At 67.1% G+C, this 23,963-nt stretch carries 16 protein-coding genes and 2 pseudogenes; 12 read left to right on the top strand and 6 right to left on the bottom strand.

Annotated elements, in window-relative coordinates; translation table 11 throughout:
* The first annotated feature begins 121 nt into the window (after nucleotides 1-121).
* From pilM to ugpQ, 8 genes and pseudogenes are all read left to right on the top strand, one after another.
* Nucleotides 122-1,102 (top strand): type IV pilus biogenesis protein PilM, encoded by a 981-nt coding sequence (pilM, locus tag AB3X98_RS36825; protein ID WP_368610405.1) that lies wholly within the window; start codon nucleotides 122-124, stop codon nucleotides 1,100-1,102.
* Complete coding sequence (locus AB3X98_RS36820; protein WP_342949814.1) at nucleotides 1,099-1,788, top strand: fimbrial assembly protein; 690 nt, start codon at nucleotides 1,099-1,101, stop codon at nucleotides 1,786-1,788. The genes pilM and AB3X98_RS36820 overlap by 4 nt, the downstream gene beginning before the upstream one ends.
* On the top strand, nucleotides 1,785-2,657 hold the full coding sequence (locus AB3X98_RS36815; RefSeq protein ID WP_368606215.1) for a hypothetical protein: 873 nt from the start codon (nucleotides 1,785-1,787) through the stop codon (nucleotides 2,655-2,657). Before AB3X98_RS36820 ends, AB3X98_RS36815 begins: the two co-directional genes overlap by 4 nt.
* Complete coding sequence (locus tag AB3X98_RS36810; RefSeq protein WP_368606216.1) at nucleotides 2,654-4,264, top strand: type IV pilus secretin PilQ; 1,611 nt, start codon at nucleotides 2,654-2,656, stop codon at nucleotides 4,262-4,264. Before AB3X98_RS36815 ends, AB3X98_RS36810 begins: the two co-directional genes overlap by 4 nt.
* Before the next feature lie 131 nt (nucleotides 4,265-4,395).
* On the top strand, nucleotides 4,396-4,950 hold the full coding sequence (aroK, locus tag AB3X98_RS36805) for a shikimate kinase AroK (protein ID WP_069268233.1): 555 nt from the start codon (nucleotides 4,396-4,398) through the stop codon (nucleotides 4,948-4,950).
* Nucleotides 4,951-5,016: 66 nt separating this feature from the next.
* Nucleotides 5,017-6,108: a 3-dehydroquinate synthase gene (gene aroB / locus AB3X98_RS36800; protein WP_368606219.1), complete on the top strand. Its 1,092-nt coding sequence runs from the start codon at nucleotides 5,017-5,019 to the stop codon at nucleotides 6,106-6,108.
* 127 nt (nucleotides 6,109-6,235) lie between these two features.
* Nucleotides 6,236-7,369, top strand: a pseudogene (locus AB3X98_RS36795) (deoxyguanosinetriphosphate triphosphohydrolase); the annotation flags it as partial.
* Nucleotides 7,370-7,418: 49 nt separating this feature from the next.
* Nucleotides 7,419-8,177: a glycerophosphodiester phosphodiesterase gene (gene ugpQ, locus AB3X98_RS36790; RefSeq protein WP_368606217.1), complete on the top strand. Its 759-nt coding sequence runs from the start codon at nucleotides 7,419-7,421 to the stop codon at nucleotides 8,175-8,177.
* 36 nt (nucleotides 8,178-8,213) lie between these two features.
* Here ugpQ and AB3X98_RS36785 read toward each other — a convergent pair whose 3' ends face one another.
* Both AB3X98_RS36785 and AB3X98_RS36780 read right to left on the bottom strand, forming a co-directional pair.
* On the bottom strand, nucleotides 8,214-8,588 hold the full coding sequence (locus AB3X98_RS36785) for a YqjD family protein (RefSeq protein WP_069268237.1): 375 nt from the start codon (nucleotides 8,586-8,588) through the stop codon (nucleotides 8,214-8,216).
* Between the two features lie 374 nt (nucleotides 8,589-8,962).
* On the bottom strand, nucleotides 8,963-9,682 hold the full coding sequence (locus tag AB3X98_RS36780) for an OmpW family protein (protein WP_133186264.1): 720 nt from the start codon (nucleotides 9,680-9,682) through the stop codon (nucleotides 8,963-8,965).
* Between the two features lie 189 nt (nucleotides 9,683-9,871).
* Here AB3X98_RS36780 and AB3X98_RS36775 point away from each other — a divergent pair.
* The 4 genes and pseudogenes from AB3X98_RS36775 to thpR all read left to right on the top strand — a co-directional run.
* A pseudogene (locus AB3X98_RS36775) lies at nucleotides 9,872-10,561 on the top strand (transposase); the annotation flags it as partial.
* A 650-nt stretch (nucleotides 10,562-11,211) separates the two neighbouring features.
* Nucleotides 11,212-15,912: a glutamate synthase-related protein gene (locus AB3X98_RS36770; RefSeq protein ID WP_368610404.1), complete on the top strand. Its 4,701-nt coding sequence runs from the start codon at nucleotides 11,212-11,214 to the stop codon at nucleotides 15,910-15,912.
* A 104-nt stretch (nucleotides 15,913-16,016) separates the two neighbouring features.
* Complete coding sequence (locus tag AB3X98_RS36765; protein WP_069268240.1) at nucleotides 16,017-17,483, top strand: glutamate synthase subunit beta; 1,467 nt, start codon at nucleotides 16,017-16,019, stop codon at nucleotides 17,481-17,483.
* 157 nt (nucleotides 17,484-17,640) lie between these two features.
* Nucleotides 17,641-18,201 carry an RNA 2',3'-cyclic phosphodiesterase gene (thpR, locus tag AB3X98_RS36760; protein WP_368607184.1) on the top strand — a complete coding sequence of 187 codons (561 nt, stop codon included), beginning with the start codon at nucleotides 17,641-17,643 and terminating at the stop codon, nucleotides 18,199-18,201.
* Nucleotides 18,202-18,234: 33 nt separating this feature from the next.
* On the opposite strand, the gene AB3X98_RS36755 is transcribed toward thpR, so the two are convergent.
* The 4 genes from AB3X98_RS36755 to AB3X98_RS36740 all read right to left on the bottom strand — a co-directional run bounded on the left by AB3X98_RS36755 (nucleotide 18,235) and on the right by AB3X98_RS36740 (nucleotide 23,756).
* On the bottom strand, nucleotides 18,235-19,599 hold the full coding sequence (locus tag AB3X98_RS36755; protein ID WP_368610403.1) for a D-amino acid dehydrogenase: 1,365 nt from the start codon (nucleotides 19,597-19,599) through the stop codon (nucleotides 18,235-18,237).
* 49 nt (nucleotides 19,600-19,648) lie between these two features.
* Nucleotides 19,649-20,944, bottom strand: a complete 1,296-nt coding sequence (locus AB3X98_RS36750; RefSeq protein ID WP_368606639.1) for an MFS transporter — start codon at nucleotides 20,942-20,944, stop codon at nucleotides 19,649-19,651.
* A 290-nt stretch (nucleotides 20,945-21,234) separates the two neighbouring features.
* Nucleotides 21,235-22,002, bottom strand: a complete 768-nt coding sequence (locus AB3X98_RS36745) for an SDR family NAD(P)-dependent oxidoreductase (protein ID WP_368606640.1) — start codon at nucleotides 22,000-22,002, stop codon at nucleotides 21,235-21,237.
* Nucleotides 21,999-23,756: an ABC transporter ATP-binding protein/permease gene (locus AB3X98_RS36740; protein WP_342949825.1), complete on the bottom strand. Its 1,758-nt coding sequence runs from the start codon at nucleotides 23,754-23,756 to the stop codon at nucleotides 21,999-22,001. The genes AB3X98_RS36745 and AB3X98_RS36740 overlap by 4 nt, the downstream gene beginning before the upstream one ends.
* Between the last annotated feature and the right edge of the window lie 207 nt (nucleotides 23,757-23,963).

Below are 23,963 nucleotides of genomic sequence, written 5' to 3'. Positions count from 1 at the left end.
TAGCGCTGGCGGCGACCGTTGGCCGTTCGGCCGAGTATTCGTGCGCCACCGCGATTCGCACAATTTCTCCATCGACGCGCTGCGAACGGTTTGCGGCGCGCGGACGTACGGGAGGGATGCGATGGGTTTCGGGAATCCGCTGTTGTTGGGCGCTCGCCGGTTTGCCGCGGGTGTGGATTTAAGCGTGCGCGGGGTCACGCTGGTGGTGTTGAGCCAGCGCATTGTCGGGGCGGGGCCGGTCCGCCTCGAATGGCTGGCGAGCGCGCCGCTCGCGCGCGAGGCGCTCGCCGGCGCGGAGATCGTCGACCGGGCGGCCATCGTCGCGGCGCTTCGCTGCGTGTTTGGCGAGTTGCCGCGCGCCAGCGCGGCGGCGTCGCTGCGTTGCGCCATGGCGCTGCCCACGAGCGCGACGCTCGTCGCGACCGTGCCGCTTGCGCGTCTGGCGCCGGCGGGCGCGACGGACGAATCGGGTATTCACGCAGCGCTGGAGCCGCTCGTGCTGGCGGAGGCGGAGCGCACGGCGGGCGTGGAGCGCGGCGAGCTGGCGGTCGACTGGCGCGTGCTGCCGGCCACCCCGCGCAGCCGCGAAGCACAGGTGACGATCGCGGCGACGCCGCGGCAGCATCTCGAATCGCGCATCGAATGCGCGGCTATGGCGGGCATCACGCTGTGCGCCGTGGACGGCGAGGCGCACGCCGCGTTGCGCGCCATGCGGCACGCGGCGGTGTACGAGTTGCCGCCGCACGAACCCTGGGTGGCGATCTGGGTCGGCCCGGAAGGCGTGCACGGCTGGTTGCTCGTCGACGACTCGGTCATCCGGCACATGCGCTTTCCCGCGCTCGAACATGCCGATCTCGTGGAGGCGCTGCACGACCTCGTCGACGGCGAGCAGGCCGGCTGCGTGCAGGTCTCGGGCGAGCTTGCCATGCTTCGCGGCGCAAACTTCACGATGGCCGACATCGGCGACGCGCTGGGTGCGCCAGTGCTGCCGTTCGAATGCGCACCGCTGGCCGACGTCGAGTGGCCGCTCGCGGCGACGCTGTTGCACGATCCGGCGTGCGCGGTGGCCTTCGGGCTCGCGCTGCGCGGGGTGGCGGAATGACGCTCGCGCGCGCTGTGCGCGGCTTTCCGGGCCGGGCCGTCGGCGGTTTCAACTTGCTGCCGTGGCGGCGCCGCGCCATCCGCAGGAGGCTCCGCTGGCGCCTGCTCGAATGGGGCGCCGCGGCGCTTGGCGGATGCGCGTGTGCGCTGGGTGTCGTGCTTTGGCAGCGCATCGAATGCAGCACGCTCGAGGCTCGGCGCGAGGCGCTGGAGCGGCCACTGGCGCAGTGGCGGGCACCGCTCGCCGAGGCGCAGCGCCTCACGCGGGAGATCGAAGCGCGCCGCATCGGCGATCGACTCGCCCGACAGCACGCGCAGGCGACGGCGCGCTTTTTCGCCCTTGCGGACGCGTTGGCGAGTGAGCCTGCTCCAGGCGTCGGCTTGCAGCAGCTTGCGCAGTCCGCCGATGAAACCGATCTGCAGGCGAGCGCGGCGGACGAATCGGCGGCTGCGGCTTGGCTCGGACGCCTGCGCTCGCTGCCCGACGTCGAGGCCTTGAGCGTGCGCGAACTCAAGCGCGGCGTGCCGGCTGGCGCTGCACGCGAGCGTGTGCCCGATGGCGAACCGATTCGCGTGGCAGCTCATCTCGTCTGGCAAGGCGCGAGCACTGTGCCGCAGGGCGGCGCACCGCGAGTGCGCGAGGCGTCCCGAGCGTCGAGCGGCGCCGCCGCGAAGGAGGCGACATGAGCACGATGCCTGCGCGCGCTGGACAGGAGCGGGGGCTTGTTTCGCCGCAGTCAGGCAGGGGCAGCGCATTGCGCGGATGGCCGCCGCTTCACGCGTGGAGCACGCGCCGCCGCCGGGCTGTCGCGTCGATGATTGCCGTGCTGGCTCTCGCCGCCGCGGGCGTCGCCTGCATCGTCGGAGATCCACTCGGTGTGAATGCAGCTCGCGCCGAGCTGCAAACCGCTCAAAAGCGCTACGGCGATGCCCAGCAAGTCCTGGCGCGCCTGCCCGCGCTGCGCGACGCTGCGGCGCGAACGGCTTCGCGTGCGCCGCGTGCTGGCAATTCCGCCGACGATATTCGCCGCATCTCGCAGCTCGCCGCGCAATCGGGCCTCGTGCTGCATGCGCTGGAGCCTGGCGTTGCGGGCGGCGCACAAGCCGAGGCGTTCCGGTCGATCAAGCTGGTCGCGCAAGGCAGCTTCGCGCAACTGCGTGGACTGCTCGAAGGGTTGGCGCGCGAGCCGGCGCTCACGGTGCCATCCGAGCTTGCAGTCCGGCGCATGGGAACCGGTTTGTCGGTCTCGGCAACGTTGCGTGTGTACGATGCGCTTCCCGCCGTGCCGCTGGCGGTGGCTCCGGGAGCGGCGGCTCGCGATCCCTTCACGCATGCGGCTGCGGCCGGTACGGCGGAAGACGGGTGGCGCCTTGCCGGCATCCTCCAGGATCGGCAGCGCATCGTCGCGCTGGTGGAAACGCCTGATGGCGTCGTGACCGCGCAGGCGGGAGAGGCGATCGGCGACGCTCGCGTGCTGGAAATCAGGCCGGCGGGGGTTGTCGTCGCGGCGGGTGGGACGACGCGCGCGCTCGGCTGGGCGGAGCCGGTGAAATGAGCGCGCTGAAGCGGACCGTTGCCGTCCTCGCCCCGTTGATGGTGAGTGTTGCCGCGTGCGCTGCATGGGCCGCGGTGCCTCAGCCTCGACCTGGGTGGGCACATTCGCCGGCGGCGCTCGCGCACTACGAAGTGCCGCCGTTGCCCGATGGTGCGGCGGAGCCCGCAGCGAAACAGTGGACCGCCAATCCGTTCGTAGGAGGCAGCGATGCCCCGATGCCCGAAGACGTTTCGCAGGCACTCGCAGACGGCGGCGCTCACGTATCCCAACCCGCAGGCGAACCTTCGCGCGAACCCGGCGACGCGTCGGCAGCCGGGCCGCTCGAAGGGCCGCCCGTACCGCTGCGCGCGCCGATGCGCCTTGGCGACGCGGCGGCAGACAACGACGGTTTGCCGCCAAACCGGCCGATCACGCTCAACTTCCAGCGCGCTGAAATCATCGCCGTTCTGCAAGCGTTCGCCCAGTTCACGAAGCTCAATATCGTCGCAAGCGAACGAGCGCGCGGCCAGGTGACGTTGCGCCTCGACCGCGTGCCGTGGCGTACCGCGTTCGACCTGCTGCTCGAGGCGAACGGCCTGGCGATGTCGCGCATCGGCGATGTGATCTGGGTCGCGCCCGCCGCGGAGCTGGCGGCGCGCGAGCGGCAGCGTTACGAGGCGCACGCCCGGGCCGCGGAGCTGGAGCCGCTCGCCAGCCGCTCGTTCGAGCTGCATTACGCGCGCGCCGAGGAATTGCGGCGTTTCCTGACAGGCACGGGGTCACAGCGCGCACTCTCGAAGCGCGGCACGGCGGTGGCGGACGCGCGCACGAACCTCCTTTTCGTCACCGACCTGCCGGCGCGACTCGACCAGATCAGCGAGCTCGTGTGGCGGCTCGACGCGCCCGCGCGTCAGGTGCTGATCGAGGCGCGCATCGTCGAAGGAGACGAGGGGCTGTCGCGCGAGCTGGGCGTGCGTCTTGGCGTAACGCCGGTGAGTGTGGACGGCTCGACGGCCCGCGGCTTGACCGCCCGAGCCGACGGCACGGTGTACGACCTCGCGGCGGGCCCGATTTCCGGCTTCGAGCCTGCAGCCCTTGGGCTCACGCTGCTGGCCGCGCGCGCCACGCGCCTGCTCGACATCCAGTTGAGCGCGCTCGAGGCCGAAGGGCGCGGGCGCGTGGTGTCGAGTCCGCGCGTCGTCACCGCCGACCGCACGAAGGCCGTCGTCGAGCAGGGCACCGAGCTGCCTTATCAGGCCAAGGTCGGGCAGGGCGTTTCGGGCGTGCAGTTCCGGCGCGCAAGCCTGAAACTCGAAGTCGAGCCGCAGATCACACCCGATGGCCGCGTGATACTCGACCTCGATGTGGCGAAGGACAGTGTCGGCGAGCAAACGGCCGCCGGGCCTGCAATTAACACCAAACACGTGCAGACGCGCGTGGAAATCGAGGACGGCGGGACGGTCTCAATTGGCGGCATCGACGCGACGGATGACCGCGATGATGTGACGCGCGTGCCACTCCTGGGCAAAATACCGGTTCTGGGCGCGCTTTTTTCGCATCGCGCGCACCGGGATCAACGCAGCGAGCTGGTGGTATTCATCACGCCGCGCGTCGTGGAGCCGAATTGACCCTGATTGATCGGGCGACCCGGCCGCAAGCGCGAAGCCGCATGCTTGCGGGGCCGGAACACCGAGGCCGCAGGCTCGACAATGCCGCCGCTTTGCCAGTAAGCTGCGGCACCAACCTTTCGTAGGAAACGCTGCAAGTGCGGGACGCAAACGCCAATGTATTTTTCGTAGGGCTCATGGGCGCCGGCAAGACGACCGTGGGCCGGGCGGTCGCGCGCCGGTTGGAGCGTCCGTTCTTCGACTCCGATCACGAGATCGAGGCGCGCACGGGCGCGCGCATCCCGGTGATCTTCGAACTCGAAGGCGAAGCGGGCTTTCGCGACCGCGAGGCCCAGATGATCGAAGAGCTCACGGGGCGTGAAGGCATCGTCCTCGCGACCGGCGGCGGCGCGGTGCTGCGGCCCGAGAATCGCGCGGCGCTCAAGGCGCGCGGCTTCGTCGTGTATCTGCGCGCGCATCCGCACGACCTGTGGCTGCGCACGCGGCGCGACAAGAATCGTCCGCTCCTGCAAACCGAAGACCCCAAGGCGCGGCTCGAAGCGCTCTACGAAGTGCGCGACCCGCTGTATCGCGAAGTCGCGGACTTCGTGATCGAAACCGGCCGGCCTTCCGTCAACGGACTCGTCAACATGGTGCTGATGCAGCTCGACATGGCCGGCGTCGTGCGGGCCACTGCGCGCGAGTAGGGCGCAGGTGGCGCAGTGAGTCGCGCAGTGAGTCGTGAAGCAGGCAGTGCATCGGAAACCCAAAAGATTCAGAGCATGATTACCGTCAACGTCGAACTGGGCGAGCGCGCCTACCCCATCCATATCGGCTCCGGCCTGATCGGTCAGACGGCGCTCTTCGCGCCTCATATCGCCGGCAAGTCGGTCACGATCGTGACGAACACCGTCGTCGATCCGCTCTACGGCGAGACGCTGCGCACCGCGCTCGCGCCGCTCGGCAAGGACGTCAATACGGTGGTGCTGCCCGATGGCGAGGCGCACAAGAACTGGGAAACGCTCAACGAGATCTTCGACGCGCTGCTCACCTCGCGCGCCGACCGCAAGACCACGCTCATCGCGCTGGGCGGCGGCGTGACGGGCGACATGACGGGTTTCGCGGCCGCCTGCTACATGCGCGGCGTGCCGTTCATCCAGGTGCCGACCACGCTGCTTTCGCAGGTCGATTCGTCGGTGGGCGGCAAGACGGGCATCAATCATCCGCTCGGCAAGAACATGATCGGCGCGTTCTACCAGCCGCAGGCCGTGATCGCCGACATCGGCGCGCTCGCCACGCTGCCGGGGCGCGAGCTGGCGGCGGGCATCGCCGAGGTCATCAAGACCGGCGCAATCGCCGATGCCGAATTCTTCGACTGGATCGAAGCCAACGTCGAATCGCTCAACCGTTGCGAGCCCGAAGCGCTCGCGCACGCCGTCAAGCGCTCGTGCGAGATCAAGGCATCGGTCGTGGCCGCCGACGAGCGCGAGGGCGGCCTGCGCGCCATCCTCAACTTCGGCCATACGTTCGGCCACGCGATCGAGGCCGGGCTCGGCTACGGCGAGTGGCTGCACGGCGAGGCGGTGGGCTGCGGCATGGTGATGGCGGCGGACCTTTCGGTGCGCATGGGCATGCTGGACGAAGCTTCGCGCACGCGCCTCGTGCGCGTGGTCGAGACCGCGAAGCTGCCGGTGCGTGCGCCCGCGCTCGGCGCGGACCGCTATGTCGAGCTGATGCAGGTCGACAAGAAGGCCGAGGGCGGGGCGATCAAGTTCATCCTGCTCAAGCGCTTCGGCGAGACGCACATCGGCCGCGCGCCCGACGAAGCCGTGCAGGCCACGCTCGCCGCCGCGACGCAGAGCTGAGGCGGCGCCGGCGACAACCCCTTGCGGAGGAACGGTGAGCGACACCCGCAGCGACAACCGTAGTGATCCCCGTAGTGTTCAGGAAGGTAGCGACGCGCATGGCGGCGACGCCAGCGCCGCGCTGATCGCGTCATTCGAGGCGGGCATCGCGCCTTACGCGGCGCACGCCTCGCGCACGCGCGGGCGGCGCTATCCCGAGCCGCCGCCCGCCGCGCGCAGCGAGTTCCAGCGCGATCGCGACCGCATTGTCCATTCGACGGCGTTTCGCCGCCTCGAGTACAAGACCCAGGTGTTCGTGAATCACGAGGGCGATCTCTTTCGCACTCGGCTCACGCACAGCCTGGAAGTCGCGCAGATCGCCCGCTCGGTCGCCCGTAACCTGCGCGTGAACGAGGATCTGGTCGAGGCGATCTCGCTCGCCCACGACCTCGGCCATACGCCGTTCGGCCATGCGGGCCAGGACGCGCTCAACGAGTGCATGCGCGAGCACGGTGGCTTCGAGCACAATCTCCAGAGTCTCGCGGTCGTGGACGAGCTCGAAGAGCACTACGGCGCGTTCGACGGCCTGAACCTGTGCTTCGAGACGCGCGAAGGCATTCTCAAGCACTGCTCGCGTGAGCATGCGAGGCATCTGGGCGATCTGGGTGAGCGTTTTCTGCTCGGCCGGCAACCGTCCATCGAAGCGCAGATCGCCAACATCGCCGACGAAATCGCCTATAACAACCACGACGTCGACGACGGCTTGCGCTCGGGCCTGCTCACCATCGAGCAACTCGCCGAGGTCGAGCTCTGGCAAACGCACTACGACGCCGCGCGCGCGGAATATCCGCAGATCGAGGGCCGTCGGCTGATTCACGAGACGGTGCGGCGCATCATCAACACGCTGATCGTCGATCTGATCGGGCAGACGCGACGCAATCTCGCCGAGTGCGCGCCGCAGTCGCTCGACGACGTGCGCGCGGCGCCTGCGCTCGTCGCGCACAGCGAGCACGTGGCCGCGCAGGCGGCGGCGCTCAAGCGCTTCCTGTACCGCAACCTGTACCGCCACTATCGCGTGATGCGCATGGCCAACAAAGCGCGGCGCGTGGTGAAGGGGCTGTTCGAGGCGTTCAGCGAAGACTCGCGCCTGCTGCCGCCGCCGTACCAGACGCAGGACGCCGCCGTGCAGCCGCGGCTGATCGCGCATTACATCGCGGGCATGACCGACCGCTATGCCCTGAAGGAGTACCGCCGCCTCTTCGTCGTCGCCGATGACGTTTGAGGGCGCGGCTCGCCCCCTCTCACCGCCCCTGCCGATTCCGGGAGCCGATTTGATCAAGTCCTGGCCGTATCCGCGCGTTGCCGCGCACCGAGGGGGCGGCACGCTCGCGCCCGAGAACACCCTGGCGGGTCTGCACACCGGCGCGAGCCTCGGCCATAAGATGGTCGAGTTCGACGCCAAGCTGTCCGTCGACAACGTCGCGTTCCTGCTCCATGACGACTCGGTGAATCGCACGTCGAGCGGGCACGGCGCGGCCGCGTCCATGCGCTATGCGGAACTTGCCGCGTTGGACGCGGGCAGCTGGCGGGACGCGCGTTTTGCGGGCGAGCCAATGCCGACGCTCGCTCAAGTCGCAGCGTGTTGTCGCGAACTGGGGCTTGCGGCGAATGTCGAGATCAAGCCCTGCGCGGGTCGCGACGTGGAGACAGGGCGCATTGTCGGCGCCGAAACGGCGCGCCTATGGGAGAGCGAAGCGCGGGCAGGCACGCCGCCTTTGCTGTCGTCGTTCTCTTATGCGGCGCTCGAGGCGGCGCGCGAGAGCGCGCCGGAACTGCCGCGCGGGCTGCTATTCGAGCGGGTGCCCGCCGACTGGCGCGAGCAGACGGCGGCGCTCGAGTGTGTGTCGCTGCATGCGAGCCATCGCCATCTGGACGAGGCGCTCGTCGAGCGCATCAAGTCGGCGGGGCTTTTCATCCTCGCCTATACGGTGAACGAACTCGACCGCGCTCGCCAACTCGTGAGCTGGGGCGTCGATACGGTCTGCACCGACCGTATCGACCTGATCGGGCCGCACGCGCTCGACGCCTGAGGGCCCGGGCCGGGCGGCCGGTGCCCGGCTCCTCCTTCAGCGGCGCGAGAGCAGCGCGCCCAGTACCAGCGCGACGCCGCCGGCAATCGCTACGGCCTGCCAGGGATTGCGGTGTACGTAGTCGTCGGCGCCGGCGATGGCCGCGTCAGTGTGGTCGCGCGCGGCTGCACGCGCGACTTCGAGCCGCTCGCGGGCGGCGTCCAGACGCTTGCGGATGTCGGCGCGCAGCGCAGCTGCATCGGCCTGGGTTCCTTCGCCCAGCGTGTTTTCCAGCTCGGCGAGCAGATCACGCAACTCGTCGGTGATATCGGCGGCGGCGCTGCGGCCGCGGCGTGCAATGCGCCGCGCGTGTCGGCTCGTGCGCGTCCAGGAATCTCCGAGGGCTTCTCGCGTGTTCGGAAAGGCGCTCATGTATGGCTCCGTCGTTGAAAAGTCACAGGTAAAAGGCTCGCCGCGGCGCGCACGAAAAAGGGCGCGGGAGGGCGAGGACCGGAGTGCAAGTATTGCGCAATTCCAGTGCCCGAGCCTTGAACGCGCGCAGCGAGCCGGGCGCAAACGCCCGCCAGGCGGGGCTTCCTTCTCTGGTGACAAAACAGGTGATTACGGGGACAGCACGCTTTTTCGCAGAGGCATAGAATCAGGATAAGCCCATGCGAAGGCGGGGAGAATCGATGGAGACGCGCAGACGGGAAGGGCACGGCCGGGCGGGAAACGCCGCCCTCCGCCAGACGCCGCAAGGGCGAGGCGAAGGGCCGGCGCGAGGTACTGCGTGGCGCTGCAGCGCGTTAGAAGTTGTAGCCGACCTTCAGGTACGTCACGAGCGGGTTCAGGTGAATCTTCGATTCCGCAACGCGCTGCGTCCCGAACTGGTTGTTCAGCGTCGTGTTGTACGTAGCCGTCACGTTGATCGGAATGTACGAGAGCGAGAAACCGGCGAACCAGTGCTTCGTGAAGTTGTAGTTGAAGCCCAGGTTAAACACGGGGGCCCAGGAACGATCCGTCGAAACACTGGTCGGACCCCCAAGCACACCGTTTTCGAAGGAGCCGTTGGTTATCTTCGCGTCGGTGAACCAGGCGTAGGTCACGCCGATGCCGAGGTAAGGACGGAATTTGGCTTCCGGGCTGTTGAAGTAGTACTTGAACAGCAGCGCGGGGCTCCACAGTTTCGCCGAGCCGACTTTGCCGAAGCTGCTGAAGCTGCCGCCGCCGGAAATATCGAACTTCGGCGGAATGCCGAGTTCGGCTTCAGTCGCGAAGTGGTCGGTGATGTAGTAGCCGAGGGAGAAGCCCACGGTGTCGGCCGAGCCGACGCTGGCGCCGGTGTTCGGAATGGCCATGTTGACGGGCGTGCCGCCGACACTGTCGATCTTGAGCGGATCGCTGGTGTCCTGCGGCATGAAGCGGAACCAGCCGGTGGTGACGTAGAACGTGTTTGCGGATTGTGCGTGTGCCGCCGTGAAACTGGCGAGCGCGGCGACCCCTGCCAGCGCCTGTTTTAATTTCATATTAATTGCTCCTCCATGAAAGGCCCGCTCATTATGAACACAACGTTTGCAACAAACCAGACGCGACCGTTAGAGCTTTTTTACTAAGCGCCGCGAGCTTTCCGCCGAAGCCGCATGCCAGCGAGAACTAGCGCTGGTGGGGCCTGGCGGGTCTGCGGGTATTCACCAACGGAACCAGGAAAATCGAGCATGGCACGGCTTGCACGTCTTTATGTTCCCGATCAGCCACAGCATGTGATCCTGCGCGGACTCGATCAGCAGCCCGCGTTCGTCGATGACCAGGACTACGAACTGTTCATCGACTGCCTGAAGGCCGCGGCGCGCGATCATCATCTGGCGGTGCATGCGTGGGTTTTGATGCCCGGCGCGGTGCAACTGCTCGTCACGCCTTCCGACGAATCCAGCCTGCCCAAGGCAATGCAGGCGGTCGGCCGGCGCTACGTGGCGCATTTCAACCGGCGCTATGCGCGTCGCGGCACGCTCTGGGAGGGGCGCTACCGCGCGACGGTCATCGAGGGCGAGCGCTTCTTCCTGCTGGCGAGCCGCGTCGTCGAGCTCGCACCGGTGCGCAGCCACCTCGTGACGGCGCCCGAAGACTATCGATGGTCGAGCTACCGGCATCACATCGGCCTCACCGTCGACAGCCTCATCACCGACCATCCGCTGTACTGGGCGCTCGGCAATACGCCTTTCGAGCGTCAGCGCGCGTATCGCGAACTCTGCGAGCAGGTGCTCGACGAACGCGAAACGACACAGCTCATGCAGGCCACGCTCAAGGGCTGGGTGCTCGGCAGCGACACGTACCGCGATTGGGCGTCGCGCACGGCGAACCGGCGCGTCTCGCCGCTGCCGCGTGGGCGCCCGCGCAAGGTGCGCGAGGCGCCAGGCACGCCTGCGGCGACGGCGGGCGCCGTTGGCGCCGCGGCCACCGCGAGCCCGGCTTCGACGCCTGCGGCCGGATCGGGCGGGGCCGGTGGTCAGCCGGCGAGCCATGGCGCGACACAATCTGGCCCCCATTCTACCTCGCACGCCGGCGCCAACCCGGCTGGCCCGACCTCGACGCAGGGAGGAGGTCACCCTGGGAGTGGTTCGGCTACAACATCGGGTGGAAATCCGGGTGGCGCGGGCGGCCATTCCGGTGGTTCGCAGGGTTCCGGCAGCGGAGGCTCCTCCGGTTCGAGTTCGGAACACGACGAGCGCAAGCCGGGCACCGGCACTCACTGATTGCTTTTCGAATCAAGTGTTTACGAAATAAACGGCATCCCCGGATGCCGTTTTCTTTTGCTCCAATTTAATGTGACCCCAATAAAAAAATGTGCGAATGCACCAACTCGATAATTGGGGTTCGAACATCACGTTTTATTTGCATCCCCTTGATTCGTCGCGTATATTCGCCTTTCGGCTCTCCTGGGCGCATAACGCGGGAAGCACGTAGTACCCGCGCAACGCCGTACAGCGGTCACGTAAGCGGCGTAAATCAAGAAAACGGATTCAACGGCTGGCAACGGCCCCACTCTGACGGTGTCCCCATGAACGATCACCAGCAGCGCGCCGCGGTGCCCGCCGCGCAAGGTCTCTATGACCCGCAAAACGAACACGACGCCTGTGGCGTCGGTTTCGTCGCCCATATCAAGGGCAAGAAGAGCCACGAAATCATTCAGCAAGGCCTGAAGATTCTCGAGAACCTCGACCACCGGGGCGCTGTGGGCGCCGATCCGCTGATGGGCGACGGCGCGGGCATCCTGATCCAGATTCCGGACGCGTTCTACCGCGAAGAGATGGCCAAGCAGGGCGTGACGCTGCCGCCGTTCGGCGAGTACGGCGTCGGCATGATCTTCCTGCCGAAGGAACACGCCTCGCGTCTCGCCTGCGAGCAGGAACTCGAGCGCACGGTGCGCGCAGAAGGCCAGGTCGTGCTGGGCTGGCGCGACGTACCGGTCGATCACGCCATGCCGATCTCGCCCACGGTGAAGGCTAGCGAGCCGCTGATCCGCCAGATCTTCATCGGCCGCGGCAAGGACGTGATGGTTACGGACGCGCTCGAGCGCAAGCTGTACATCATCCGCAAGACCGCGAGCCACCGCATCCAGGCGCTCAAGCTCAAGCACGGCAAGGAATACTTCGTGCCGTCGTGCTCGGCGCGCACGGTCGTCTACAAGGGCCTGCTGCTCGCCGGCCAGGTTGGCGTGTATTACCGCGACCTGCAGGACGAGCGCGTGGTGTCGGCACTGGCGCTCGTGCACCAGCGCTTCTCGACCAACACGTTCCCGGCGTGGGAACTGGCTCACCCGTACCGCATGATCGCCCACAACGGTGAAATCAACACCGTGAAGGGCAACGTGAACTGGCTGAACGCCCGTACCGGCGCGATCGCCTCGCACGTGCTCGGCGACGACCTGCCCAAGCTCTGGCCGCTGATCTATCCGGGCCAGTCCGACACCGCATCGTTCGACAACTGTCTCGAACTGCTGGTGATGGCGGGCTACCCGCTCGTCCACGCGATGATGATGATGATCCCGGAAGCCTGGGAACAGCACACGCTGATGGACGAGAACCGCAAGGCGTTCTACGAATACCACGCTGCGATGATGGAACCGTGGGACGGCCCCGCCGCGATCGCATTCACCGACGGCCGCCAGATCGGCGCGACGCTCGACCGTAACGGTCTGCGTCCGGCGCGCTACATCGTCACGGACGACGACCTGGTCATCATGGCGTCGGAAGCCGGCACGCTGCCGATCCCCGAGTCGAAGATCGTCAAGAAGTGGCGTCTGCAGCCGGGCAAGATGTTCCTGATCGACATGGAACACGGCCGCATCATCGACGACAAGGAACTCAAGGACAACCTCGCCAACGCCAAGCCGTACAAGAGCTGGATCGACGCCGTGCGCATCAAGCTCGACGAGATCGAGCCGAAGGCGGAAGACGTCGCAACCGCGCGCGCCGAAGCCGCCGCGCTGCTCGACCGTCAGCAGGCGTTCGGCTACACGCAGGAAGACCTCAAGTTCCTGATGGCGCCGATGGCGATGTCGGGCGAAGAGGCGGTCGGTTCGATGGGCAACGACTCGCCGCTGGCGGTCATGTCCAACAAGAACAAGACGCTCTACAACTACTTCAAGCAGCTGTTCGCGCAGGTCACGAACCCGCCGATCGACCCGATCCGTGAAAACATGGTGATGTCGCTCGTGTCGTTCATCGGCCCGAAGCCGAACCTGCTCGACACCAACAACATCAACCCGCCGATGCGTCTCGAAGTGTCGCAGCCGGTGCTCGACTTCAAGGACATCGCGAAGATCCGCGCGATCGAGCAGTACACGGGCGGCAAGTTCAGCAGCTACGAGCTGAACATCTGCTATCCGGTGGCCTGGGGCAAGGAAGGCATCGAAGCGCGTCTCGCGTCGCTGTGCGCGGAAGCCGTCGATGCGGTCAAGTCGGGCTACAACATCCTGATCGTGTCGGACCGCCGCGCGGACCGCGACAACGTCGCGATTCCCGCGCTGCTCGCCACCTCGGCGATCCACTCGCACCTCGTGCAGCACGGCCTGCGCACGAGCACGGGTCTCGTCGTGGAAACGGGTTCGGCGCGTGAAACGCACCACTTCGCGCTGCTCGCCGGTTTCGGCGCGGAAGCCGTGCACCCGTACCTCGCGATGGAAACGCTCGCGCAAATGGCGCAGGGCCTCAAGGGCGACCTGTCGGGCGAGAAGGCCGTCTACAACTTCACCAAGGCAGTGGGCAAGGGCCTGCTCAAGGTGATGTCGAAGATGGGCATCTCCACGTACATGTCGTACACGGGCGCGCAGATTTTCGAAGCCGTCGGTCTGGCTGACGATCTGATCGCCAAGTACTTCAAGGGTACGGCCTCGAAGGTGGGCGGCATTGGCCTGTTCGAAGTGGCCGAAGAAGCGATCCGTCTGCACCGCGACGCCTTCGGCGACAACCCGGTTCTCGCCAACATGCTCGACGCGGGCGGCGAGTACGCCTACCGCGTGCGCGGCGAAGACCACATGTGGACGCCGGACGCGATCGCCAAGCTGCAGCACTCGGCGCGCAGCAACTCGTACCAGACGTACAAGGAATACGCGCACCTGATCAACGATCAGACCAGGCGACACATGACGTTCCGCGGTCTGTTCGAATTCCGCCTCGACCCGGCGCGCGCGATCTCGATCGACGACGTCGAGCCGGCCAAGGAAATCGTCAAGCGCTTTGCGACTGGCGCGATGTCGCTCGGCTCGATCTCGACGGAAGCGCACGCCACGCTGGCCGTTGCGATGAACCGCATCGGCGGCAAGTCGAACACGGGTGAAGGCGGCGAAGACGAGAAGCGCTACCGCAACGAACTGCGCGGCATTCCGATCAAGAACGGCGACACGATGCAGTCGATCATTGGGCCGGAAGTCGTCAAGGACATCCCGCTCAAGGATGGCGACTCGCTGCGTTCGAAGATCAAGCAGGTGGCGTCGGGCCGCTTCGGCGTGTCGGCGGAGTACCTGTCGTCGGCGGACCAGATCCAGATCAAGATGGCGCAGGGCGCGAAGCCGGGCGAAGGCGGTCAGCTGCCGGGCCACAAGGTTTCGGAGTACATCGGCAAGCTGCGTTATTCGGTGCCGGGCGTGGGCCTCATTTCGCCGCCGCCGCACCACGACATCTACTCGATCGAAGACCTGGCGCAGCTGATTCACGACCTGAAGAACGTGAACCCGGTTTCGTCGATCTCGGTGAAGCTGGTGTCGGAAGTGGGCGTGGGCACGGTGGCAGCCGGCGTGGCGAAGGCCAAGGCCGACCACGTCGTGATCGCGGGTCACGACGGCGGCACGGGCGCCTCGCCGCTCTCGTCGCTCAAGCACGCCGGCACGCCGTGGGAACTCGGTCTGGCGGAAACGCAGCAGACGCTGGTGCTGAACCAGCTGCGCGGCCGTATCCGCGTGCAAGCCGACGGTCAGATGAAGACGGGCCGCGACGTGGTGATCGGCGCGCTGCTCGGCGCGGATGAATTCGGCTTTGCGACGGCGCCGCTCGTCGTCCAGGGCTGCATCATGATGCGCAAGTGCCACCTGAACACCTGCCCGGTCGGCGTGGCGACGCAAGATCCGGTGCTGCGCGCGAAGTTCTCGGGCCAGCCCGAGCACGTCGTCAACTTCTTCTTCTTCATCGCTGAAGAAGTCCGCGAAATCATGGCGCAACTGGGTATCCGCAAGTTCGACGATCTGGTCGGCCGCGCGGATCTGCTCGACACGCGCCGTGGCGTGGAGCACTGGAAGGCGAAGGGTCTCGACTTCTCGCGCGTGTTCTACCAGCCGTCGGTCGGCGCTGAAGTCGCGAAGAAGCACGTCGACACGCAAGACCACGGTCTGGACCGCGCGCTCGATCACACGCTGATCGAGAAGGCGAAGGCGGCGATCGAAACGGGCGAGCACGTCTCGTTCATCCAGCCGGTGCGCAACGTGAACCGCACGGTTGGCGCGATGCTCTCGGGCGTCGTCGCGAAGAAGTACGGCCACGACGGTCTGCCGGAAGACACGATCCACATCCAGTTGAAGGGCACGGCGGGTCAGAGCTTCGGCGCGTTCCTCGCACGCGGCATCACGCTGGACCTCGTGGGCGACGGCAACGACTACGTCGGCAAGGGCCTCTCGGGCGGCCGCATCATCATCCGTCCGACCAACGACTTCCGCGGCAAGTCCGAAGAAAACATCATCTGCGGCAACACGGTGATGTACGGCGCACTCGAAGGCGAAGCCTTCCTGCGCGGCGTGGCGGGCGAGCGTTTCGCGGTGCGTAATTCGGGCGCGACGGCGATCGTCGAGGGCACGGGCGACCACGGCTGTGAATACATGACGGGCGGCACGGTGGTCGTGCTCGGCGAAACGGGCCGTAACTTCGCGGCGGGCATGTCGGGCGGTATCGCCTACGTGTACGACCCGGACGGCACCTTCGCCGGCAAGTGCAACAAGTCGATGGTCGCGCTCGACCCGGTCCTGCAGCAGGCCGAACAGGAGCGCACTGTGGACCGCGCACTGTGGCACACGGGCCAGACCGACGAAGCGCTGCTCAAGGGACTCGTCGAGCGTCACTTCCAGTTCACGGGCTCGACGCGCGCCAAGGCGCTGCTCGAGAACTGGGATGCGGCGCGCCGCCAGTTCGTGAAGGTGTTCCCGACGGAATACAAGCGCGCACTGGGCGAACTCGGCGCGAAGAAGGCGAACCAGGAAGAACTGGCCGCCTGATCCGCAAGACGACGACTGAACGAAGACGAAGCGCCCGCCGCGCTCACTGAAGCGGCGGCGGGCGCGGTCCCCTCACCGAATAGATAGAGATAGACGAGAACCCTATGGGTAAGGCAACCGGTTTTCTCGAGTTCGAGCGCCAGCATGAGGCGTACGAAGCACCGCTCACGCGCGTGAAGCATTACAAGGAATTCGTGGCGGCGCTCTCCGACGCCGACGCGAAGATCCAGGGCGCACGCTGCATGGACTGCGGCATCCCGTTCTGCAACAACGGCTGCCCGGTCAACAACATCATTCCGGACTTCAACGACCTCGTGTTCCGCCAGGACTGGAAGAGCGCGATCGACGTCCTGCATTCCACGAACAATTTCCCCGAGTTCACGGGCCGCATCTGCCCGGCGCCCTGCGAAGCGGCGTGCACGCTCGGCATCAACGACGACCCGGTCGGCATCAAGTCGATCGAGCACGCGATCATCGACAAGGCCTGGGCCGAAGGCTGGGTCGCGCCGCAAGTCGCGAAGCACAAGACGGGCAAGAAGGTTGCCGTGGTCGGTTCGGGCCCCGCGGGCCTCGCCGCCGCACAGCAGCTCGCGCGCGCCGGTCACGACGTGACGGTGTTCGAGAAGAACGACCGTATCGGCGGCCTGCTGCGCTACGGCATCCCCGACTTCAAGCTGGAGAAGTGGCTGATCGACCGCCGCATGCGGCAGATGGAGGCCGAAGGCGTGACGTTCCGCACCAACGTGTTCATCGGCCGTGGCGAGTTGCCTGCGTACATCGGCAACACGGCGAAGGAAACGATCTCGCCGGACGAACTGAAGGACCAGTTCGACGCCGTGGTGATCGCAGGCGGTTCGGAAACGCCGCGTGACCTGCCGGTGCCGGGCCGTGAACTCGAAGGCATCTACTACGCCATGGAGTTCCTGCCGCAGCAGAACAAGGTCAACGCCGGCGACAAGCTGCCGAACCAGCTGCTCGCCAAGGGCAAGCATGTGGTCGTGATCGGCGGCGGCGATACGGGTTCCGACTGCGTGGGCACCTCGAACCGTCACGGCGCGAAGAGCGTCACGCAGTTCGAACTGCTGCCGCAGCCGCCCGAGGAAGAGAACAAGCCGCTCGTGTGGCCGTACTGGCCGATCAAGCTGCGCACGTCGTCGTCGCATGACGAAGGCTGCTCGCGCGACTGGTCGGTCGCCACCAAGCGCCTCGAAGGCAAGAACGGCAAGATCGAGAAGCTGATCGCCGCACGTGTGGAGTGGAAGGACGGCAAGATGGTCGAAGTGCCAGGCTCGGAATTCGAAATGAAGGCCGATCTCGTGCTGCTCGCCATGGGCTTCACGCAGCCGGTTTCGCCGGTGCTCGAAGCATTCGGCGTCGAGAAGGATGCGCGCGGCAACGTGCGTGCCTCGACCGAGGGCGAGAAGGCGTACTACACGTCGGTCGACAAGGTCTTCACCGCCGGCGACATGCGCCGCGGCCAGTCGCTCGTGGTATGGGCGATCCGTGAGGGCCGTCAATGCGCGCGCTCCGTCGATGCGTATCTGATGGGCAGCTCGGAGTTGCCGCGTTAAATCCGGTGTGTCCCGCTATTCGCTGGGACGCACGGGAGACGGCAGGAGACACGAAGCCAGAAAGCCGGGCATCCGCAAGGATGACCCGGCTTTTTTACGTCTGCGCGCGAGAGGATTACCATGACGCGATTGCCCGACCGAACGAGGCCCGCCGATCATGTCCGAAGCCCGCGAGACCGATCGTGACACGCAGCAATGGCGGCGCTGCTTCATCGCGCTTTCGCCCACTGCGGCGTCGCGCGATGCGCTCGCCGCGCTGGACGTGCCGCCCAATGCGCGGCGCGTGCCCTATGCGCAACTCCATCTGACAGTGACCTTCATCGGCGCAATGTCGTTCGACCAGGGACACGTGCTCTCGCAGCGGCTCGCCGAGCACGCGCCGCTCCTCCCACCTGCGCCGGTCACGCATATCGAATGCTGGCCGGGACGCGCGCATCCACGCCTCATGGTGGCCGTGCTCGCGATGTCGGATGCGTTCGCGGCGCTCGACTGGCACGTGCGCTCACTCATGGGAGACGTGGGATTGCCGCTCGACGCACGAGCGTTCCGCCCGCATGTGACGCTCGCGCGCTTCGCGCGCGACGCCGTGGGCGCGCCGGCGCCAAGCGGCGGCGAAGCGCTGCCGCCGTTGTGCTTCGAGTCGCTGGTGCTGTATTCGAGCACGCTGGCGAGGCAGGGCGCGCGCTACGAGGCGTTGGCGAGCGTCGCGCTCGATTGAGGTGTCGCCCTGCGTTGGAGTCTCGACCGACGCTTAGTGGCGATACCGCGCCAGCGTCAATCCATCGAGATCGATTTCCGGCGCGCGCTGCGTGACGAGGTCCGCGAGCACGCGGCCCGAACCCATCGACATCGCCCAGCCCGTCGAGCCGTGCCCGACGTTCAGCCACAGGCCATCCACGCCCGACGTGCCGAGCAGCGGCGCGCCGTCCGGCACCATCGGCCGGCGCCCCACCCAGAATTGCGCCGACGAAGGCGTCGCGGCGTGCGGGAACCAGTCGTCGAGCACCTTCATGAGCGTTTGCAGCGCCTGCTCGCGCAGCGTCGCGCGGTGGTCGCCCAGTTCCGCCGTCCCCGCCACACGCAGATACGGGCCGAAGCGCGTGATCGCCGTCTTGAGCGACTCGTCCATGAGCGCGGCGCGCGGGGCCTTCTGCTCGTCGACCACGGGCAGCGTGGCCGAATAGCCTTTCACCGGATACAACGGCACGCGCACGCCAAGCGGCGCGACGAGCGCCGCGCTCTCCACGCCCAGGGCGACCACCACGGCGTCGGCGGCGAGCGTGTGGGGCGTGTCGTCGGTGGGCTCGCTGCGCTCGGCCGGGCGCAGCACCTCGGCCGGCGCGCGGCGCTGCTCGCGCCGGTCCTTGCGGTTGTTGGCCGTGCGCCGCCCGGGCACGGCGCGCACGCGCACGCCGTTCACCTTGCCGCCCGCGGCTTCGAGCGCGAGCACTTCGGTATCGAACAAAAACGTGACGCCGCGTGATTCGCAGACGGAGCGCAGCTCGCGCGTGAAGCGTGCGCAGTCGCCGGCCTCGTCTTCCGGCAGATAGACGCCCGCCACCGGTTTCACACGTGACCACGCAAGCCCCGGCTCGACCTGCGCGCAAGCGGCGGCATCGAGTTCGCGATAGACGATGCCCGCATCGCGCAGCACGCCGAGCGCCGGTTGCGCGAGCTCGAGGTCGTAGTCGCTGCGAAAGAGCTGCAGATAGCCCTGGCTGCGCCCGTACTCGAACGCGTGCGTGGCGCGAAACGCGTGCAGGCATTCACGGCTGTAATAGGCGATGCGCTGCATGCGCTGCTTGTTCACGCGAAAGCGCGCGAGATCGCATTCGCGCAGCCAGCGCGCGATCCAGCGCCACTGCGCGGCATCGAGCGTGGGACGGAAGATGAGCGGCGAGGTCGGCTTGAGCAGATACTTGATGAGCTTCGCGGGCATGCCGGGCGCGGCCCACGGCGTGACATAGCCGGGCGCCATGACGCCGGCGTTGCCGAAGCTCGTGCCGAGCGCGACGCCGGGTTCCCGTTCGACGACTGTGACGTCGCAGCCTCGTTCGCTCAGATAGTACGCAGTAGCGACGCCGATCACACCGGCGCCGAGGACGATCGTTTTCATGCCGGTCGCACAACAGGGAGGGACGGTCGGTATTGCAGCATGTTCGCGCTCATCGTGCAGTGGACTCCGCAGACGCTCGCTCGCTCCCGGCAGCAGGCACTTCCTCGGTCAGCGTCTTGCCCTTCGTCTCCGGCAGGCACAGCGCCGCGACGATCACGAGCAGATAGCCCGCGCCGGCCACCACGCCGATCGCCTTCACGAGCGAGGTGGTTTGCGCGAATGTGCCTACGAGAATGGGGAAAAACGAGCCGAGCCCGCGTCCGAGGTTGTAGCAGAAGCCCTGGCCCGAGCCGCGGATCGCGTTGGGGTAAAGCTCCGAGAGGTACGCACCCACGCCCGCGAAAATACCTTGCACGACGATGCCGAGCGGAAAGCCGAGCAGGAGCATGGCGGTGTCGGTGATGGGCAGCATGGTGTAGGCCATGCCGAGCGCAAACGAGCCGATGGCGAACAGGATGAACGACGCGCGCCGGCCGATCCTGTCGCACAGGATCGCGCCGACGATGTAGCCCGTGAACGAGTCGACGATCAGCACGATCAGATAGCCGCTCGTGTTGAACACCGAGAGATGGCGCACCGTCTTGAGGTAGGTGGGCAGCCAGGTGGTGATCGCGTAGTAACCGCCGAGCATGCCGGTGCACAGCGCGCTGCCGAGCAGGGTGGTGACCAGATGCGCGGGCGCGAAGATCTGCATGAAGTGGCTTTGCACCGCGCCGCTTTCGCGCGCCCGGCGCGTGGCGACGAACACGTCGGGATCGCTCACGTTGCGGCGCACATAGAGAATCCAGAGCGCAGGCACGATGCCGATCCAGAAGCACGCGCGCCACGCGTATTCCTCGGGTAGCAGGGCGAAGAAGGCCCAGTACAGGATGGCAGCCGCGCCCCAGCCGAACGACCAGCTGCTCTGCACCGCGCCCACGGCTTTCGCGCGATGCTGCGGCGAGCGGATTGTTTCGGCCATCATCATCGTGACGACCGTCCATTCGCCGCCAAAGCCGATGCCCTGCAGCGTGCGCGTGGCGAGCAGTTGCCAGAATGAATGCGTGAAGCCGGAGAGGCAGGTGAAGAGCGCGAAGGTGGCGATGGTCCACTGCAGCACGCGCACGCGGCCGTAGCGGTCGGCGAGGATGCCGGCGAGCCAGCCGCCGACCGCCGAGGAGATCAGCGAGCTGGTCGCGATCATGCCGGCCTCGCTCCTGGTCATGCCCCAGGTCGCGATGAGCGTCGGGATCAGGAACGAGTAGATCATGAAGTCGAACGCGTCGACGGCGTAGCCGCCGAATCCCGCATAAAGCGTGCGCCGCTCGCGCGCGTTCAATTCGGTGAACCAGTGAAAGTAGCCCATCGCGTGTCTTCCCCCATATTTGTTGTGCGCGCAACGAACCGGGCTGAGCGGCCCGTGCTGCGCAAGCGACCCGGCTGGCGCAAACGCGTTGGGTGGCGTGTGCGCTTGACGCTGGCGGGCTGCGCGGTGCGACGCCGCCCGTCTCCGGTGTGCTGGAGGGGTATTTTACGGTGCGAAACCGCGCTGAGGCGAGGGGCAATTTGGGGGCGCCCGCTATCGTTGTATTCCGATATTTAGTTCGGGTTTAGTTCGATAGCGAACGAACGACGGCGCGCGGGAACCGCAAGGCGCTAGAGCGTGAGCCCGCCATCGACATGAATCACCTGGCCGGTGATGTGGCGCGCGGCATCCGAGAGCAGGAAGGCGATCAGTTCGGCGACATCGGCGGGATCGGCCACGTGGCCGAGCGGCGTTTCCTGTGCCGCACGCTCCCACGCCGGCGCGTTTTCCGGCGCAGGGCCCTTGTCCTTGCGCGTATAGTCGGGCGCGACGCAGTTCACGGTCACGCCGTGCGGCGCCAGTTCTGCCGCGGCGGTTTTCGCCAGCGATTCGAGCGCGGCCTTCGCGGCGGCGGTGGCCGCGAAGGGCGCGCCGGCGCGGTAGCGGTGCGCGACGAACGAGCTCAGCGCGACCACGCGGGCGCGCGCCGAGCGTTCCAGCGCCGGCTGCGCGCGTTGCACGAGCCCGGCGAACGCGGCAGGCATGGCCGCGAAAGCGCCTTCGAGCGACGCGGCGTCGAGCGCGGCGAGCGTCTGGCGCTGCGCGTGCCCGGCGTTGGCGACGAGCTGGTCGAGCGAGCCGAAGCGCGCGAGCGTGGCGTCCACGAGCGCGCTCGCCTGGCCGGCCAGCGCGAGATCGCTGTACGAGGTGGCGCAGGTCGAGCCGCGCTGTTCGCACCCGGCGGCAACGGCGGCGAGCCGGGCGCGCGATGCCTCATCCGCGCCGCGCGTGTGCAGCATCAACGCTACACCCGGCGCCGCGAGGCGACGCGCGAGCGCCGCGCCGATGCCCGAGCCCGCGCCCGTGATCAGCACGACGCGCAGCGCGCTTGCGCTCACGCGGCAACCCGCTCTTCGGGCATGCGCTCGATCTCGAGCGTTTCGTGGTGGTACGCCGCGAGCGACTCACGGTGCGCGACGCTCACGATCGCTGCCTTGGGCAGACGTTCCATGAACAGCTTGTAGAGACGGCTTTCGTTGTCGGGGTCGAGCGCGCTCGTCGCTTCGTCGAGGAACAGATAGTCGGGCTTGTGCAGCAGCACGCGCGCGCCCGCAAGGCGTTGCTGCTCGCCCGGCGAGAGCACGCGCGTCCAGTGCGCCGACTCGGCGAGACGATCCACGTACTCTTCGAGGCGGCAGGCGCGCAGCGCTTCGCGGCAGTCTTCGTCGCTGTAGTCGTCGGCGGGCGAGGGGTAGGTGAGCGCCGCCTTGAGCGTGCCGATGGGCAGATAGCTCTGCTGCGGGATGAACATCATGCGCGCATCGACAGGCGCGTCGATCGAGCCTTCGCCGAAGGGCCAGAGGCCCGCGAGCGCGCGCATCAGCGTGCTCTTGCCTGCGCCCGACGGGCCGCGCACGAGCCAGCGCGAGCCCGGCTTGATGGCGATGTCGCGCACTTCCGAGAGCGGCGTGCCGTTGGGCAGCGAGAGCTTGAGATGCTCGGTGGCGAGCTCGTTGTTGTCGATGAAGTGCAGGTTGATGCCGCCGTGCTCGGTGGCGGGCGAGACCGATTCCTTCAGACGCGGCGAGTGCACCACACGCACGAATTCGCGCAGACGATTCACGGTAGCGCGCCATTCGACCAGCGTGGAGTAACTGTTGATGAACCACGAGAACGAGTCGCTCACGGTGCCGAACGCCTGCGAGATCTGCATCAGCACGCCGAACGTGAAGGCGCCCGCGAAGTAGCGCGGCGCGGCCACCACGAGCGGGAAGATGATGGCGATCTGGCCGTAGAAGCTCAGCACGAAGGTGAGGCGCTTCGTGTATTTCATCACGCGCCACCAGTTGTCCTTGATGTGCGCGAAGAGGCCCTGCGCGTTGCTGCGCTCGGTGTCCATGCCGTCGTAGAGGGCGATCTGCTCGGCGTTTTCGCGCAGGCGGATCAGGCCGAAGCGGAAGTCCGCTTCCACCTTTTGTTGCTGGTAGTTGATCGACACGAGCGGGTGGCCGACCTTCTGGATCACGAGCGAGCCGAACACGGCATAGAGCGCCGCGGCCCACACCATGTAGCCCGGAATCGCGAGCGGCTGCCCGCCCAGCGTGACGGTGAGCGCGCCCGCGAGCGTCCACAGGATCGTGATGAACGAGATGAGCGTGACGACCGTCGAGAGCAGGTCGAGCGTGAGCGAGAGCGTGGTCGTGGCGAACGACTGGAGGTCGTCGCTGATCCGCTGGTCGGGGTTGTCGGCGAGGCGGTCGCGCTCGATGCGGTAGAACGCGCCCTTGCCGAGCCACTCGTTCAGGAACCGCGTGGTGAGCCACTGACGCCAGCGAAAGCCGAGCATCTGGCGCAGATAGCGGCCATACACCGCGAGGATGATGAAGCCGAACGCCAGTTCGGTGAAGGTCATCAACAGCGGCGGGAAGCGCTTGACGTCCTTGGCCTGCAACGCGTTGTAGAACTCCGCGCTCCAGCCGTTCAGGCGCACGTTGATCCACACGACGAGCAGGTTCATCACGATGATCGCGACGAGCAGGCCCCAGGCGATCCAGCGTTCCTCGGAGACCCAGTAGGGCTTGATCAGGCTCCACGCGGTGATCTTCTGATGCTCGTTCTGATCGGGCGTGGCGCGGGCAGGTTGGTTGGTCATGTGCGTCCTGAAGGTGTGGCGGCCCGCTGGGGGCATGCGCCGCGCGCCGCACGGCGGCAGCGTTGCAGCGATTTTTGCAGCGATTCTGTCGTCGGGCGCTTAAGTGAGTCTTAACGGGCCACAGGCGGAGCCAAAACCGGCGCGAGGCGTGGAGACAAAAGCGCACGCTGGCGCCGCCGTAGCGTGGCGCTCATTGTCTCACCGCGC

The organism is Paraburkholderia sp. BR14312 (assembly GCF_040948675.1).
GTDB lineage: Bacteria > Pseudomonadota > Gammaproteobacteria > Burkholderiales > Burkholderiaceae > Paraburkholderia > Paraburkholderia nodosa_A.
This window is presented reverse-complemented; position numbering and strand designations above follow the sequence as displayed.